Source organism: Pseudomonas sp. CFII64, assembly GCF_000416235.1.
GTDB lineage: Bacteria > Pseudomonadota > Gammaproteobacteria > Pseudomonadales > Pseudomonadaceae > Aquipseudomonas.
Window position 1 is genome coordinate 124,834 of the sequence record NZ_ATLO01000017.1, and the last position, 15,984, is coordinate 140,817.

9 protein-coding genes are annotated in these 15,984 nt (G+C 62.2%); 6 read left to right on the forward strand and 3 right to left on the reverse strand.

Annotated elements, in window-relative coordinates:
- Nucleotides 1–27 precede the first annotated feature (27 nt).
- On the reverse strand, nt 28–2,775 hold the full coding sequence (mgtA, locus tag CFII64_RS09845; protein WP_020290635.1) for a magnesium-translocating P-type ATPase: 2,748 nt from the start codon (nt 2,773–2,775) through the stop codon (nt 28–30).
- A gap of 471 nt (nt 2,776–3,246) precedes the next feature.
- Complete coding sequence (locus tag CFII64_RS09850; RefSeq protein WP_020290636.1) at nt 3,247–4,581, reverse strand: lysine N(6)-hydroxylase/L-ornithine N(5)-oxygenase family protein; 1,335 nt, start codon at nt 4,579–4,581, stop codon at nt 3,247–3,249.
- 298 nt (nt 4,582–4,879) lie between these two features.
- On the opposite strand from CFII64_RS09850, the gene CFII64_RS09855 reads away from it, so the two are divergent.
- From CFII64_RS09855 to CFII64_RS09865, 3 genes are read left to right on the forward strand one after another with little or no spacing between them, the layout of a single operon-like run.
- Nucleotides 4,880–6,052 carry an efflux RND transporter periplasmic adaptor subunit gene (locus tag CFII64_RS09855; protein ID WP_020290637.1) on the forward strand — a complete coding sequence of 391 codons (1,173 nt, stop codon included), beginning with the start codon at nt 4,880–4,882 and terminating at the stop codon, nt 6,050–6,052.
- Complete coding sequence (locus tag CFII64_RS09860; protein ID WP_020290638.1) at nt 6,052–8,019, forward strand: MacB family efflux pump subunit; 1,968 nt, start codon at nt 6,052–6,054, stop codon at nt 8,017–8,019. Before CFII64_RS09855 ends, CFII64_RS09860 begins: the two co-directional genes overlap by 1 nt.
- Before the next feature lie 24 nt (nt 8,020–8,043).
- The gene (locus CFII64_RS09865; RefSeq protein ID WP_020290639.1) at nt 8,044–9,435 is read left to right on the forward strand and encodes an efflux transporter outer membrane subunit; all 1,392 of its coding nucleotides are present in this window, start codon (nt 8,044–8,046) and stop codon (nt 9,433–9,435) included.
- 439 nt (nt 9,436–9,874) lie between these two features.
- On the opposite strand, the gene CFII64_RS09870 is transcribed toward CFII64_RS09865, so the two are convergent.
- On the reverse strand, nt 9,875–11,500 hold the full coding sequence (locus CFII64_RS09870; RefSeq protein WP_020290640.1) for a twin-arginine translocation signal domain-containing protein: 1,626 nt from the start codon (nt 11,498–11,500) through the stop codon (nt 9,875–9,877).
- Between the two features lie 298 nt (nt 11,501–11,798).
- Between CFII64_RS09870 and pvdM the strand changes: the two genes are divergently transcribed.
- From pvdM to CFII64_RS09885, 3 genes are all read left to right on the forward strand, one after another.
- Nucleotides 11,799–13,127: a pyoverdine-tailoring dipeptidase-like protein PvdM gene (gene pvdM / locus CFII64_RS09875; protein ID WP_020290641.1), complete on the forward strand. Its 1,329-nt coding sequence runs from the start codon at nt 11,799–11,801 to the stop codon at nt 13,125–13,127.
- A 30-nt stretch (nt 13,128–13,157) separates the two neighbouring features.
- Complete coding sequence (locus CFII64_RS09880; RefSeq protein WP_020290642.1) at nt 13,158–14,036, forward strand: formylglycine-generating enzyme family protein; 879 nt, start codon at nt 13,158–13,160, stop codon at nt 14,034–14,036.
- Between the two features lie 243 nt (nt 14,037–14,279).
- Complete coding sequence (locus tag CFII64_RS09885; protein ID WP_020290643.1) at nt 14,280–15,929, forward strand: cyclic peptide export ABC transporter; 1,650 nt, start codon at nt 14,280–14,282, stop codon at nt 15,927–15,929.
- The last annotated feature ends 55 nt before the right edge of the window (nt 15,930–15,984 follow it).

A 15,984-nucleotide genomic window follows, 5' to 3' on the forward strand; every position in this document is an offset into this window, starting at 1 on the left:
GACGCAGCCAACATCGCTCGATCCGCCTTACTGCCAGCCGAAACGACGGCTGTAGAACCCTTTCACCGCCTGGGTCAGCGCCATGTAAGCCAGGAGGATCAACGGCAGATAGACGAAGTACATCAGCGGCAAGGCCTGCAATTTGAAATAGCTGCCCAACGGTCCCATGGGCAGGAAAATCCCGACCGCCATGATGATGCCGGTCATGATCACCAGCGGCGTCGCGGCACGACTCTGGACGAAGGGAATTTTCGGCGTGCGGATCATGTGGATCACCAATGTCTGGGTCAGCAGGCCCACGACAAACCAGCCGGACTGAAACAGGGTTTGATGGGCCGCCGCGTCGGCGCGGAACACGAACCACATCATCAGGAAGGTGATGATGTCGAACACCGAGCTGATCGGACCGAAAAACAGCATGAAGCGCCCGATCTCGCCAGGCTGCCAGCGCTGCGGCTTCCTGAGCAGTTCTTCATCGACGTTATCAAACGGGATGGCGATCTGCGAAACGTCATAGAGCAGGTTCTGCACCAGCAGGTGCATCGGCAGCATCGGCAGAAACGGAATGAATGCGCTCGCCACCAGCACCGAAAACACATTGCCGAAGTTGGAGCTCGCGGTCATCTTGATGTACTTGAGCATATTGGCAAAAGTGCGCCGTCCTTCCAGCACGCCCTCTTCCAGCACCAACAGGCTTTTTTCCAGCAGAATGATATCGGCCGCTTCCTTGGCGATATCCACCGCCGTATCAACCGAGATGCCAATGTCCGCCGTGCGCAGTGCGGGCGCATCGTTGATGCCATCACCCATGAAACCCACCACATGGCCATTGCTTTTGAGCAGGTGAACGATGCGTTCCTTGTGCGCCGGCGTCAGGCGGGCAAACACGTTGTGGGTTTCAACTGCCTGAGCCAAAGCCTGGTCGTCCATGCGCTCCACATCGCTGCCCAACAGCAGGCCCTGTTGCGCCAGGCCGACTTCCCGGCAGATCTTGGCGGTGACCCGTTCGTTGTCGCCGGTCAGCACTTTCACTGTCACCCCATGCTCGGCCAAGGCCTGCAAGGCCGGCGCAGTGCTTTCCTTGGGCGGGTCGAGAAACGCCACGTAACCGATCAGGGTCAGCGCCTGTTCATCAGCGACGCCATAGCTATTTTTCTGCGCCTGAGACTCACGGGCGGCGACTGCCACCACTCGCAAGCCTTCGTCATTCAATCGGGCGGTGACATCACGAACCCGAGCCAGCAAGTTGGCATCGAGCAGCTCGATCATGTCGCCGTGCCGCACCTGGGTGCAGACGCTGAGGATTTCTTCCACCGCCCCCTTGCAGATCAGCAGATGAGACCGGTCCGACTGCGCCACCACCACTGACATCCGACGCCGGGTGAAGTCAAAAGGGATCTCGTCGACCTTGGCAAACGCCGTCGCCACATTCAGTTGACGATGCACCTGCGCATGCTCAAGGACCGCCACGTCCAGCAGGTTTTTCAGTCCGGTCTGGTAGTAGCTGTTGAGGTAGGCCATGTCCAGCACCGCGTCGGACTCCTGGCCCCACACATCCACATGCCGCTCCAGGAAGATACGGTCCTGAGTCAGGGTGCCGGTCTTGTCGGTACACAGCACATCCATCGCCCCGAAATTCTGGATGGCGTCCAGGCGCTTGACGATGACTTTCTTGCGCGACATGACCACCGCGCCTTTGGCCAGCGTCGAGGTGACAATCATCGGCAGCATTTCCGGGGTCAGCCCCACTGCGACCGACAACGCGAAGAGCACCGCCTCGGTCCAGTCACCCTTGGTGAAGCCATTGATGAACAGCACCAGCGGCGCCATGACCATCATGAAGCGGATCAGCAGCCAGCTGACTTTGTTCACCCCGGCCTGGAACGACGTCGTCGTCCGGTCGGTGGCGGTGACCCGCTGCGCAAGCGCGCCGAAATAGGTGCGATTGCCGGTGGTCACGAGCACTGCGGTTGCCGAACCGGAGACCACATTGGTGCCCATGAACAGAATGTTCTGCAGGTCCAGCGGCGTAATCGCTTCAGCATCCTGCCGGCCAACGAATTTCTCCACCGGCATGGATTCACCGGTCATGGCCGCCTGCCCGACGAACAAGTCCTTGGCACTCAGCAGACGGCAATCGGCGGGGATCATGTCCCCGGCTGACAGGTGAATCAGGTCGCCGGGCACCAGTAACCGGATCGGCAACTCGATGCGCCGGCTGCGCCCGGACAAGCCATTACGCGGCTGGTTGTCAGCCTGCTCCCCCGGATCCAGCCTGCGCAGGACCGTGGCCGTGGTGCTGACCATGGCCTTGAGCGCATCGGCCGCCTTGTTGGAGCGGGCTTCCTGCCAGAAGCGCATCAGGCTCGACAACACCACCATCGTCGAGATCACCACCGTGGCTTCCAGGTCGTCAGTCAGAAACGAAATCAGCGCCAACACGGTCAGCAGCAGGTTGAACGGATTGGTGTAGCAGCGCCAGAGATGGCGCCACCAGGGCAGCGGCTGCTCGTGGGCCACTTCGTTCAGGCCCACGTGTTCGCGGCGCATCGATGCCTGGCTTTCAGTCAGGCCGTCGGCGTGGCTGTGCACATCCGCCAGCAGGTTTTGCGGGTCACTGCGGGACGCTTTGCTCAGGGTCTGCGCCAGGGTATCGGGCACTTCACGGCTGACGCTGGCGGGCGCGATGCTTTCGAAAATCGTCAGCCGCCGGAAATGCCGATCGATGTGACGGCTGCGCAGAAAACTGGCGAAAAACTCTTTCAAGAAGGACATTTTCAAGGCTGTCTCCTTACTGCATAACAGGAGAACCACGCAGGTAGCGCCGTCGCAGCCCAACCTTTGAGGCAGGGCACAGCGCGGCTCGCCTGTCACACGACAGACGCGTCCGGACAGCGGGCAAACGCAGGCGCAACAACGCCGCGATCAGCTGCTGATCATTTCAGTATCGATGAGGAGGCTTCGAAGGGACGGCCGCAGGGGACCGCTTACCAGGGATGCCGTTTCTCGCCTTGGGCAAGATGACGGCAGGAGAGGCGCTGCGCGTTAACGTGCCAAGTGTGTGCAGGTTGCAAGAACCTGCCGACTACTGTCACTCGAACATGTACCCACGAGGGTCTCCATTGGGGGGCTGTGGCGCGAAGCATACCCTTGGGTTCTGGCCGGGTAAACCGGGGTTGCCCGATAAAGACAGGCAACGCTCCGGTCGTTCAGGAAGGGTTCAGATTGCGGTCTGCAACCGGCTATTTAGCCCACCGCCAGCACCCGTTCCAGCACCGAGGCGCCACGATGACTCTGGGCAACGTTGGCATACAACGACGCCGCAATTTCGTCGGCGCGAATCGGCAGCACTGACAGCAGTGTGTCGCTCAAACCGTGGCTGGCTTCGCAGAAACCCTGCATGTAGACCGAGGCCTGGCAGCGCGCATCGGTCTTGATCCGGTAGTCCCTGGAGACTTCGAAATCGCCCATGTACTCAGCCAGTGGCGCCAGCAGGTGGCGATGCAGCTGGCGCTCGTAGCCGGTGGCCAGAACCACAGCATCGTAAACCTGGGTTTTGCTATCGTTGCTGGCCAGATTACGCATCACCATTTCGACCCCCTGCGCCGTAGCCGTGGCGGTTTCCACCGTAGTCAGGCTGTGGAAGGCGTGGCGGGCAATGCCGGAGACTTTCTGGCGATAGAACACACCGTAGATGCGCTCGATCAGATCGATGTCCACCACCGAATAGTTGGTGCTGTGGTATTCGCGGATCATCTGTTCGCGTTGCGCGCCGTCCTGGCTGAACATCAGGTCGGTGAATTCCGGAGAGAACACTTCATTGACGAACGGGCTGTCATCGGCCGGTTTCAGCGCCGAGCCGCGCAGGATCATGTCCACCTGCACCGACGGAAAGCTGTCATTGAGGTCGATGAACGCCTCTGCCGCACTCTGCCCGCCGCCGATGATCGCGATGCGCATCGGCTTGCCATTGACGCACGCCTGTTTGGCCATGCGCTCCAGATATTGGGAGTGATGAAACACCCGGCCATCATTTTTCAGGCCCGTGAACGCCTCGGGGATTCGCGGCGTTCCGCCTGGGCTGACCACCACTGAACGCGTGGTGCGGACGTGATTCTGGCCTTGGGTATCCCGGGACAACACGCGCAGCGCCTCGACCTTGTTCTTGTGCAGCACCGGCTCGATGGCGGTGACTTCTTCGCCGTAACGGCTTTGCTCGCCGAACTGCCCGGCGACCCAGCGCAGGTAGTCGTTGTACTCCATGCGGCACGGGTAAAAGGTGCCGAGGTTGATGAAGTCCACCAGACGGCCATGTTGCTTGAGGTAATTGACGAACGAGAACGGACTGGTGGGGTTGCGCAGCGTGACCAGATCCTTGAGGAAGGAAATCTGCAGCTCGCTCTGGGTCACCAGGGTATTGCCGTGCCAGCGGTAATCGGCCTGTTTGTCGAGGAACAACACGTCCAGCGCTCCCGCCGCCTCGCCGCGCTCCTGCAAGGCAATCGCCAGCGCCAGGTTGGAGGGGCCGAAGCCGATGCCAATCAGATCGTGAACCACGGCAGATGCAAGAGCCTGTGTCATTCCAGTGTCCTCAGGAGGTGTTGCGCACTCAATCGGGATGGCCAGCAAGGTGGCCTGTTGCAATAGGGAACGAGGGCTGTGAAATAAAATTTAACAATCCGCCGCACGAGCAAGAACCTATTCCGCAGGACCGGCTTCAGCCGGGAGGGCAAAAGCTCTGGCAACGCATCTGCTGCGAATGGGCGGGCCTGCTCCCGGCTGAAGCCGGTCCTACGGTTGCCACCCGATATCACCTTAAATTCCCGCCCCCCGGTGACGTTTACCACTCAGTCCCTTGCCTTTGACGGTCATCCATTGCATGAAACCGCCCCGCTCCGCCCGACGTCTGCTGCTCATCGCCCTGTGCCTGCTTCCCGTTATTGCCTACGCGACCTGGCAAGCGCTGCCTTCCGGCCGGGCTGATCTGGCCACGGTGCAGGTGGTGCGTGGCGATATAGAAAGCAGCGTCACGGCATTGGGCACTTTGCAGCCGCGTCGCTATGTGGACGTCGGCGCCCAGGCTTCAGGGCAGATTCAGAAGATTCACGTGGAAATCGGCTCGCAGGTGACCGAGGGCCAGTTGCTGGTGGAGATCGATCCTTCGACGCAAAAGGCCCGCCTCGACGCCGCGCGCTATGCCATCGAAAACCTCAAGGCCCAGTTGCAGGAACAGCGCGCCGAACACGACCTCGCCCGGCAACGTGCGCAACGCCAGAAGACCCTCGCGGCGGGCGGTGCCACCCGCGAAGAAGACGTGCAGAGCGCCGAGGCCGAATTGCGCCGCACCAAGGCCCGCACGGAAATGTTCCAGGCGCAGATTCTCCAGGCCCAGGCCAGTCTGCGCAGCGACGAAGCCGAACTGGGCTACACCAAGATTTATGCGCCGATGAACGGCACCGTCGTCGCCCTGGACGCTCGGGTCGGTCAGACGCTCAATGCCCAGCAACGCACGCCGTTGATCCTGCGCATTGCGCGACTCTCGCCCATGACGGTGTGGGCCGAAGTTTCCGAAGCCGACATCGGCCACGTCAAACCGGGCATGCAGGCGTACTTCACGACGCTTAGCGGCGGTGGACGACGCTGGCCGAGCACGGTGCGGCAAATCCTGCCGATTGCGCCGATCCCCCTTGAGCAACTCAGCCAGGGCGGCGGCAGTCCGGTCGCGGCGGGCAAAGGCAGCAGCGGCCGCGTGGTGCTCTACACCGTTTTGCTCGACGTTGAGAATGACGATCAGGCGCTGATGGCAGACATGACCGCACAAGTATTTTTCGTCGATGGCCAGGCCCGGCAAACCCTGACCGTACCCGTCGCCGCGCTGCAACCGGGCCGTGACAGCCAGAGCCGCACGGTTCAGGTGGTGGCGAAAAATGGCGATATCCAGCAACGCCAGGTGCGTACCGGGATCAGCGATCGATTGCGTACCGAGGTGCTGGAAGGCCTCGCCGAAGGCGACTATCTGCTGCTCGGCCCGGCCAGCGGAAGTGGCGGCTGATGAGCACGCCTCTGATCGAACTGCAGAATCTGCGCAAATCCTACGGCGGCGGTGACACGCCGCAGGTTGACGTGTTGCGCGGCGTGAATCTGGCGATTTATCCCGGCGAGTTCGTCGCCATCGTCGGCGCTTCGGGTTCCGGCAAATCAACCTTGATGAACATCCTCGGTTGCCTGGATCGGCCCACCAGCGGTCGCTACCTGTTCGCCGGGGAAGACGTCGCCGGGCTCAACAGCGACGAACTGGCCTGGCTGCGCCGCGAAGCGTTTGGCTTCGTTTTCCAGGGTTATCACTTGATTGCTTCCGGCTCCGCCCAGGAAAACGTCGAGATGCCGGCGATCTATTCCGGCCTGCCCGCCAGTGAACGTCACGCACGGGCGGCGGCCCTGCTGGAACGCCTGGGCCTGGCCAGCCGCAGCGCCAATCGCCCGCATCAGTTGTCCGGCGGCCAGCAACAGCGGGTATCGATTGCCCGCGCCTTGATGAATGGCGGGCACATCATTCTCGCCGACGAACCCACTGGCGCACTGGACAGCCACAGCGGTGCCGAAGTCATGACCTTGCTGGATGAACTGGCCCGGCAAGGTCATGTGGTGATTCTGATTACCCACGACTGGGAAGTCGCGGCACGGGCCAAACGGGTCATCGAAATTCGCGACGGGGCAATCATCAGCGACACGACCCATGGCACCGCCGTGCCCGAACAGCCGGTATCCGGCACCCTGCAAGCGGTGGACTTGAAGCAACGCCTGAGTCAAGGCAGCCAGGCTCAGGGCGCCTGGAAAGGCGAGCTGGTCGAAGCGGTGCAAGCCGCATGGCGGGTGATGTGGATCAATCGTTTTCGCACGGCGTTGACCTTGCTCGGCATCATCATCGGCGTGGCGTCGGTGGTGGTCATGCTCGCCGTGGGCGAAGGCAGCAAGCGCAAGGTCATGGCGCAAATGGGCGCATTCGGCTCGAACATCATTTATCTGAACGGCACTGCCGCCAACCCCCGAGCGCCTCAGGGCATCGTCAGCCTGAGCGACGTAAAGGCGCTGGCGGTGCTGCCGCAGGTTCACAAAGTCATGCCGATCAATGGCAATTACGCCAGTGTGCGCTTCGGCAATCTCGATCAGCGGGTCTACGTCGGCGGCAGCAATACCTCATTCCAGAGCATCTTCAACTGGCCGATGTCGGCGGGCAGTTTCTTCACCGATGCCGATGAGGCCTCCGCTGCCGCAGTGGCGGTGATTGGCGAACGGGTCCGGGAAAAACTGTTCGGCCAGACCGATCCGCTGGGGCACTACATCCTCATCGAGAATGTGCCGTTTCGGGTGATTGGCGTGCTGGCGACCAAAGGCGCCAGTTCCGGTGACAAGGACAGCGACCTGCGCGTGGTGGTGCCCTACTCCGCCGCCAGCGTGCGTCTGTTCGGCAACGAAAACCCCGAATACGTGGTGATCGCCGCTGCCGATGCGCGCAAGGTCAAGGACACGGAAAAGGCCATCGACCAACTGCTGCTGAGCCTGCATAACGGCAAGCGCGACTACGAATTGACCAACAACGCCGCCATGATCCAGGCCGAGGCCAGCAGCCAGAACACCCTGTCGCTGATGCTTGGGTCGATTGCGGCGATTTCCCTGTTGGTGGGCGGTATCGGCGTGATGAACATCATGCTCATGACCGTGCGCGAACGAACCCGGGAGATCGGCATTCGCATGGCCACCGGCGCACGCCAGCGCGACATCCTGCGCCAGTTCCTGACCGAAGCCGTGATGCTTTCGGTGGTCGGCGGTGTCGCCGGCATCGGCCTTGCGCTGCTGATCGGCGCGGCGCTGCTGCTGGGCAAAGTGGCCGTGGCATTTTCCCTGAGCGCCGTGGCCGGAGCCTTCGCCTGCGCGATGGTCACCGGCGTGGTCTTCGGCTTCATGCCCGCCCGCAAGGCCGCCCGCCTCGATCCAGTCACGGCGCTTACCAGTGAATAGAGCCTGCCAGTGAATAACCCATTGATGAAACCCAGACTCAGCGTTTTGGCCTTGTGTGTGCTGCTCGGCGCTTGTGCCAGCCCGACGCCGCCGATCAACAGCGGCATCGCCGCGCCTGTTGCCTGGCAATCGCCATGGACCGCCGCCGACCGCCAGACCGGTCAGCAATGGTGGCAACAGTTCGACAGCCCGCAACTGAACCGCCTGATTGAACAGGCGCGAACCGGCAGCTACGACCTGGCCGCCGCCACGGCGCGGGTTCGCCAGGCGCGGGCCGACAGCGTCATTGCCGGCGCTTCCCGACTTCCGGAAATCACCGGCGGCGCCAACGCCAATCGGCAACGGTTGATCAGCGGCAAAGGCTACCGCCAGCTCGATGCCTACGAAGCCGAACCCACGGCGAAGTTTTTCGATGTCAGTTTCAGCGCCAGCTATGAAGTGGATTTCTGGGGCGGCAACGCAGCGGCACGACGCAGCGCCGCGCAGAGCCTGCAAGCCAGCGAGTTCGATCAGGCCACCGTCGAGCTGACGCTGCTCAGCGCCGTGGCCGACAGCTACGTGCAAAGCCTGGCCCTGGACGAACAAGCCCGCATCGCCGAGCTTAATCTGGCCAATGCGCAGCACGTATTGGCGCTGGTGCAGACCCGTTTCCAGTCCGGCTCGGCCACGGCGCTGGACCTGGCGCGACAGAAAAGTCTGGTCGCCGGTCAACAGCGGCAAGTGCCACTGATTCGGCAACAGGCACAAGCAGCGCGCATCAGCCTTGCGACCTTGCTGGGCCAGCCGGTCCAACAGCTGTCCCTGGCAAACCAATCCTTCGAACGCTTGAACTGGCCCGACGCAAGTCCCGGCCTGCCCAGCGAATTGCTCAGCCGCCGCCCGGACATCGCCAGCGCCGAAGCCAGGCTCGCCGCCGCCCAGGCCGACATCCAGGTGGCCCGCGCCGCGATGTTGCCGAAACTGACCCTGAGCGCGAGTTTCGGCTCGGGTGGCGACGTGGCGTCCGACATCCTGCGCAGCCCGTTCTACAACCTGGGCGGCGGGCTGCTGACACCGATCTTCAACAACGGCCGCCTCGGCGCCGAACGTGACAAAACCATCGCCCGCCAGGAAGAACTGCTGGAGACCTATCGCGGCGCAATCATCAGCGCCTTCGCCGACGTGGAAAAAGCCCTGAACGCTATCGCCGGACTGGACCAGCAACGGCAATGGCAAAGCGAAGAACTGCAACAAGCCCAACGCGCGTTTCAGATTGCCGAAAGCCGTTACCAGGCAGGGGCGGAAGACATGCTCAGCGTGCTGGACACCCAACGCACGCTGTATCAAGCCCAGGAACAGAACGTCCAGCTGCGGCTCTCGCGGTTGCAAGCGAGCGTTGCGCTGTACAAGGCGCTGGGGGGTGGATGGAAGATGTGAGCCGCTGTAGGAGCGAACTTGTTCGCCAGGCGTAATTCCAGTCGACATATATATCGTCTGAGATGACCGCTTCGCGGGCAAGCCTCGCTCCAACGAATTTGTGGCCAACCGGGAAAATTGCTCTGGCTTTCGCTTTTCCCTGCCGCGATCTGGCAGACACCGCCAAAACGCGCGTCGGGAGGCTGAGCGCAGGTGTCGTGGGGTGGGGCGACCGGCATGGATGCCGGTCGAGCGCCGTTGCGCCAGGGATGGCGCGTCGGCGCGTACCCACCCCACGGCACCGGAGCGAAGGAACCCCTGCGAAGCAGGGGCCGGACGTCAGCGCAGAATGGTTTCCTCCCTTTGCCGAAACAAAGGGAGTCGACCGTCAGGGCGAAACCAGAAGTCGCCGCACCGCGAATGCTGTTGTCGCCATCCGATTAGAAGCGCGGAATCCGCCTCACCAAAACCAGCGCCGCACTGAAATATTCCGCGCATACCAAGGCCGTCTCGGCACGCGGCGGAACAGGTTGGCGATTTTCTTTTCGTCGCCGAAGGTGATCTTCAGCGCCAGCTTCATGACTTCCGGGTCGGTCTCCAGCGTCTTGCCGGGGTCGACACCGGGGGCGGTGCTGCAACCGTGGGTCAGCGGACCCAGCCATGGATCGTCGATTTCCACCCAGCGACCCGGCGCAAACCAGTAAACGCCGTTGACCATCAAGCGCTGCACTTGCCCCGGATGAAAGCGCTCATGGGCCCGAAACCAGTCTTCGATGCGGTCATCGATCCAGCCATGAAACCCCCAGAACACCGGGTTCACATGGGACGAAAACGGATCGCCCAAAAAATCGTTTTGCGCCTCATACCAGCGCGGCGCGAAGTCGGCGGGATCGCGGGCCATGGGCACCGGCTGACCATTGGACGGATCACGTGGCACCGACGCCCAACGCATGTGCAGCCAGTCGTGCAGCCCCAGTTCCACCTCGGAGCCGAACTGGCCGAGGGTCAACTTCGACAGGTAACGTGGGTCACGATATCTGGATTCCCAGACGTCGAAATTGGTGTGGTAAGTCTCGGCGCTTTTCACGTCGCTGACCCACTGGCTGTACTCGTCGTCCCCGGAAGCGCGCCAGGTCGGCGGCAAGGCGCAGCCGTCGTGGTTGTCAAAATAGCGGGCGAACCCCTGACGATCGCGCTGCAATTCCGGCTGTGGCATGGGGAAGTGTTGCCAGGATGGCAGCTGCTGCACCGCCCGCGCCGAACCCAGCATGTGCCGGTGCATGAAGAAAAAATCCACACCCGAGCCGTTGCGGTCCTTGCGCGGCCCGCGGGCGTCACGCTCTTTTTCTCGCGGCCCCGGCTGCCAGCCGATCCCACGCAAGGCATCGCGCTTGCTCTCGGACAACTTGTGCCATTTGTCCCGGGACGCGTGCCACAGTTGGTGGAACAGGCGATGTTCCGGGCTGATCAGCATGGCCAGCAGTGGCGGCTCAAGACCGATGCGCTCGCGGGCTTCGGGGAACAGCCGCTTGACCGCCACGAAGCGATTGTCCTGTTCGATCAGCGCAGGGTCGCGATCCAGTCGATAAATGCGCCCACTGAGCGTCGCGCTGCCTGCGTTGCCAAACGCGGCCCAGACCTCATCGAGCACCGCCGTGAATTCGTAGGCGGGCGTTTCGTCCTGCGCATCCGCAGCGGTCAAACGCCAACTGAGCGTCGCACCATTGGCCACGGCAAGATCACCCAGCAAGCTGTAGCGCGGCGCTGCATCGGCACGCAGATTCGAGCCGGTATCCAGCAGGCCACGAATGCCCCGGCCACGCGGGGCGATGTCGATAAACATTTCCAGCCCGTCGCGGGGCAAGCCGTCCAGCCCGGCGTCGGCGCCTTCCAGACGAATATCCCAGACGCCGCGCAAGTTATCCGCCAATTGCCGGCCAGCAGCGTCCGCCACATCAAAGGATGCTTCGCCGGGAGTGATCGGTTCATCCGGGCCTTTCAACTCGCGATGCGCGTAATAGGCAGCCGGCACCGCAGCACCGGTCAGTGCCAGGCCCGCCAGAAAGCCTCGTCGAGAAATCGTCATCGCCCTACCTGTATCAGCCCTGAAACGGGCGTTATCCAAGCTAGAACGTTGGATTGGCGGGGAAATTTAAGGCGAAGACGCGTTGAAACCGTGGGAGCGAGCTTGCTCGCGAAGGCGTCAGCCCGGATACCGAGTTGTGTCAGGCAGATATCCATTGATCAGACTTGCCCATTCCCGGATACATCCGGTCCCACGGGCATTCCACGCGCCATGGCGTCCCGCCTAAATTTCCCCGCCAACCACTCGTTCTTCCCAGATAGCAAAGCCTGCACTTCTACGGCTGATTCCCGGGATCGCAATGAACAGAAAAGCGTTATACATCGGCCTGCCCCTGGCGCTGGCCGTGACCATCGGTGCGGCCACGCTGGCCTGGGAACTCTGGTTCAAGGGCTATCCGAACTACCCGCTCAAGGTCATGAAACAGGCCGAAGCGTTGCAGGAACGCATCGTCTCGTTCGACAGCCACATCACCCTGCCGTTGAGCTTCGGCACCGAAGGCAAGGAAGCGGACAAGGACGGCAACGGCCAGTTCGACCTGGTCAAGGCCGGACGCGGACGCCTGTCCGCCGGGGCGTTGACCATTTTCGGCTGGCCGGAAATCTGGAACGGCGACAACGCTCCTCATCGCCCGACGCCCGGCTTTGTCGAAGAGGCGCGCAATCAGCAGGAAATCCGCTACAAGGCGATTTCCGGCATGGCCCGGGACTTCCCCAATCAGGTCGGCATCGCCTATACGCCGGACGACATGCGCCGCCTGCAAGGCGAAGGCAAGTTCGCGATTTTCATCAGCATGCTCAACGCCTATCCGTTGGGCAACGACCTGAACCTGCTGGACAAATGGACGGCGCGCGGCATGCGCATGTTCGGCTTCAGCTACATCGGCAACAACGACTGGGCCGACTCGTCACGCCCGCTGCCGTTCCTCAACGACACCGCCGACGCGTTCGACGGGCTCTCCGACATCGGCAAGCAGGCGGTCCGCCGCCTGAACGATCTGGGCGTGATCATCGATGTCTCGCACATGTCCGACAACGCCTTGGTGCAGGTCAGCCAGCTGAGTCGCACGCCCATGGTCGCCTCGCATTCGGTGCCACGCGCCATGGTGGATATCCCGCGCAACCTCAGCGACAAGGACATGCAGCTGATCAAGAACAGCGGCGGCGTGGTGCAGATCGTCGGCTTCCCGGCGTACCTCAAGCCGTTGAGCCAGGCCAGTCAGGACAAACTCAATGACCTGCGCGCCCGCTTCGATCTGCCGCCGCTGCCCAATCTGGCCATGGCACTAATGCCCGGCGACCCGGTGATCGCCGCCTGGTCGGAACAAAAATTCGGCCAATACGCCAGCGGCCTATACGCGATTCTCGATGACGAGCCCAAAGCCAGCCTCAAGGACTTCGGCGACGCCATCGACTACACGGTGCGCAAGATCGGCATCGACCATGTGGGCATCGCGTCGGACTTCAACGAAGGCGGCGGGCTCAAGGGCTGGAAGGACGTCAGCGAGACCCGCAACGTCACCGCCGAACTGCTGCAACGCGGCTATTCCGAAACCGATATCGCCAAGTTGTGGGGCGGTAATTTCATGCGCGTCTGGCAACAGGTGCAAGACGCCGCAAAACCGCTTTGAAACGCCTTTTTCAGATAACGAGACGATGCCATGAATGTATCAGCGTCACCCAAGATCGCCACGCTGCTGGGTGCGGCCATGCTCGCGCTGCTGGTGCCCGGCATGGCTCAGGCGGCCACTGCCGAGGTTAAACCGGGCAGCGTAATCAGGGACTGCAAGGATTGCCCGGAACTGGTGGTGTTGCCGCCAGGTACTTTCAGCATGGGCTCGCCTGATGATGAAGTTGGTCGGCAACCCGATGAAGGACCGCAACACGACGTGACCTTCAACAAACCCCTCGCCATCAGCCGCTTCCAGGTCCTGAGCGGCGAATGGAATGCCTACCTGCGCGACACCGGCTACACGATGCCGGACGGCGACAAACGCCCCGGCCGCGAATGCATCGCCGGCAAGCCGCGCTACACCCTGACCGCGCGCCATCCGGCGGTGTGCATGGACTACAAGGAAGCCGCCGCCTACGTTGCCTGGCTGTCGAAAAAGACCGGCAAGGCTTACCGAATGGTCAGTGAATCAGTGCGCGAATACGCGGCGCGCGGCGGCACTTCCGGGCCGTTTCCGTTCCCGCTGGATGAAGGCAAGGAATACAGCATCGCCAAACACGCCAACACTTACGGACCGGAAGACGGCTTCAGTTTTGCCGCGCCAGCCGGCAGCTTCGCGCCCAACGCCTTCGGCCTGTACGACATGCACGGCAACGTCTACGAGTGGGTCGCTGATTGCTACAACGACAGCTACAACGGCGCCCCCACCGACGGCAGCCCGTGGCTGACCGGCGACTGCACTTTGCAAGGGATTCGCGGCAACGACTGGACCGAAGCGCCGATTTTCTCCCGCTCCGGCAATCGCAACAACCTGCGCCCCTACCTGCGCGGCGACTGGCTGGGGTTCAGGGTGGTAAGGGATTTGTGAGACGGGTATCGGGTCTGTACCTGAGCCCGTAGGACCGGCTTTAGCCGGGAGGGCGAGAGTTCTGACAACAGAGCTGCAGTGAATAAACTGGCCTCCTCCCGGCTAAAGCCGGTCCTACGAATGCGTGCGTGCCCGTGTCAGGCGCATTCCGAACACCCAATCAACCGCCCCCCGCTAAATCCCCCGCCTCATCACTCGTTCCTTTGCACTGACAACCCGTCATTGTCTCGACCGAGGTAGCCCATGTCCGCAGCACCGCGCAGCGCCCTACGTGAACTCTTGAGCCTGCTCAAGCCCTATCGGCCCATCGTCATCGCTTCTGTCCTGCTGGGCATCATCGGCGGGCTGAGCGTCACGGCGCTGTTGGCCACCGTCAATCAGGGGCTGCACAGCGACGGCGGCATGAGTCGCGGGGTTGTCATCGCGTTTGCCTGCCTGTGCCTGCTGGCGCTGCTGAGTACGATTGCGGCGGACATCGGCACCAATTACGTCGGCCAGAACATCATCGCCAAGTTGCGCAAGGACCTGGGCGCCAAGGTACTGTCCGCGCCCATCGAACAGATCGAACGCTACCGCACGCACCGCTTGATCCCGGTGCTGACCCGCGACGTCGACACCATCAGCGATTTCGCTTTCGCCTTCGCGCCGCTGGCGATTTCCATCACGGTCATCGTCGGTTGCCTGGGTTATCTGGCAGTGTTGTCCTGGCCGATTTTCCTGATCACCCTGCTGGCCATCGGCATCGGCTGCGCGGTGCAGTTCGTCGCCCAATCGAAAGGCATCAAGGGTTTTTATGCCGCCCGTGAAGCCGAAGACAATCTGCAAAAGCACTATTCGGCGATTGCCGAAGGCGCCAAGGAACTGCGCATTCATCGCCCGCGTCGGCACGCCATGCTGACCAAGAACATCCAGGGCACCGCTGATCACATCTGCGACACCCATGTGCGCTCGATCAATATCTTTGTGATCGCCAAGAGCCTGGGCTCGATGTTGTTCTTCGTGGTCATCGGCCTGACGCTGACCCTGCAAAGCCTGTGGCCCAGCGCCGATCCAGCGGTGATGAGCGGTTTCGTGCTGGTCTTGCTGTACATGAAAGGCCCGCTGGAAACCCTGATCGGCAACCTGCCGATTGTCAGCCGCGCGCAGATTGCCTTCCGGCGCATCGCTGACCTGTCCGAGCGCTTCTCTTCGCCGGAACCGCACTTGCTGCTGCAGGCCGCCGACAAGCCCGCGCCGAACATGGAGCATCTGGAACTGCGCGACGTGCAGTACGCGTTCCCACCCGTGGAAGGCAGCGCACCGTTCAAGCTGGGACCGGTGAACCTCAGTATCGAACCGGGAGAAATCCTGTTTATCGTCGGCGAGAACGGCTGCGGCAAGACCACGCTGATCAAACTGCTGCTGGGCCTGTACACCCCGCAACAGGGCGAAGTGCGCCTCAACGGCAACAAGGTCAACGCCGAGGGACTGGACGACTATCGGCAGATGTTCACCACGGTCTTCGCCGATTACTACCTGTTCGACGATCTGGTGCAGAACGACAAGACCTTGCCCAGCGATGCCACGCGCTACCTGGAACGTCTGGAAATCGCCCACAAAGTCAGCGTTCGCGATGGCGCGTTTACCACCACCGATCTGTCCACCGGCCAGCGCAAGCGACTGGCGCTGATCAATGCCTGGCTGGATGAACGGCCGGTGCTGGTGTTCGACGAATGGGCGGCCGACCAGGACCCGACCTTCCGGCGGATTTTCTACACCGAACTGCTGCCGGACCTCAAGCGCCTGGGCAAGACCATCATCGTTATCTCCCACGACGACCGGTATTTCGACGTCGCCGACCAACTGGTGCGCATGAGTGCCGGGCAGGTGGTGAGCGAGCGGGCGGTGGCGTGATCCACAGGCAACAGGAATCCGGTAGGACCGGACTTGTCCGGGAAGACGGCGGGCC

Bases quoted from the DNA above. Each gene is read 5' to 3' on its own strand.
- mgtA (WP_020290635.1), bottom strand. From the start codon at position 2,775: ATGTCCTTCTTGAAAGAGTTTTTCGCCAGTTTTCTGCGCAGCCGTCAC.
- CFII64_RS09850 (WP_020290636.1), bottom strand. From the start codon at position 4,581: ATGACACAGGCTCTTGCATCTGCCGTGGTTCACGATCTGATTGGCATC.
- CFII64_RS09855 (WP_020290637.1), top strand. From the start codon at position 4,880: ATGAAACCGCCCCGCTCCGCCCGACGTCTGCTGCTCATCGCCCTGTGC.
- CFII64_RS09860 (WP_020290638.1), top strand. From the start codon at position 6,052: ATGAGCACGCCTCTGATCGAACTGCAGAATCTGCGCAAATCCTACGGC.
- CFII64_RS09865 (WP_020290639.1), top strand. From the start codon at position 8,044: ATGAAACCCAGACTCAGCGTTTTGGCCTTGTGTGTGCTGCTCGGCGCT.
- CFII64_RS09870 (WP_020290640.1), bottom strand. From the start codon at position 11,500: ATGACGATTTCTCGACGAGGCTTTCTGGCGGGCCTGGCACTGACCGGT.
- pvdM (WP_020290641.1), top strand. From the start codon at position 11,799: ATGAACAGAAAAGCGTTATACATCGGCCTGCCCCTGGCGCTGGCCGTG.
- CFII64_RS09880 (WP_020290642.1), top strand. From the start codon at position 13,158: ATGAATGTATCAGCGTCACCCAAGATCGCCACGCTGCTGGGTGCGGCC.
- CFII64_RS09885 (WP_020290643.1), top strand. From the start codon at position 14,280: ATGTCCGCAGCACCGCGCAGCGCCCTACGTGAACTCTTGAGCCTGCTC.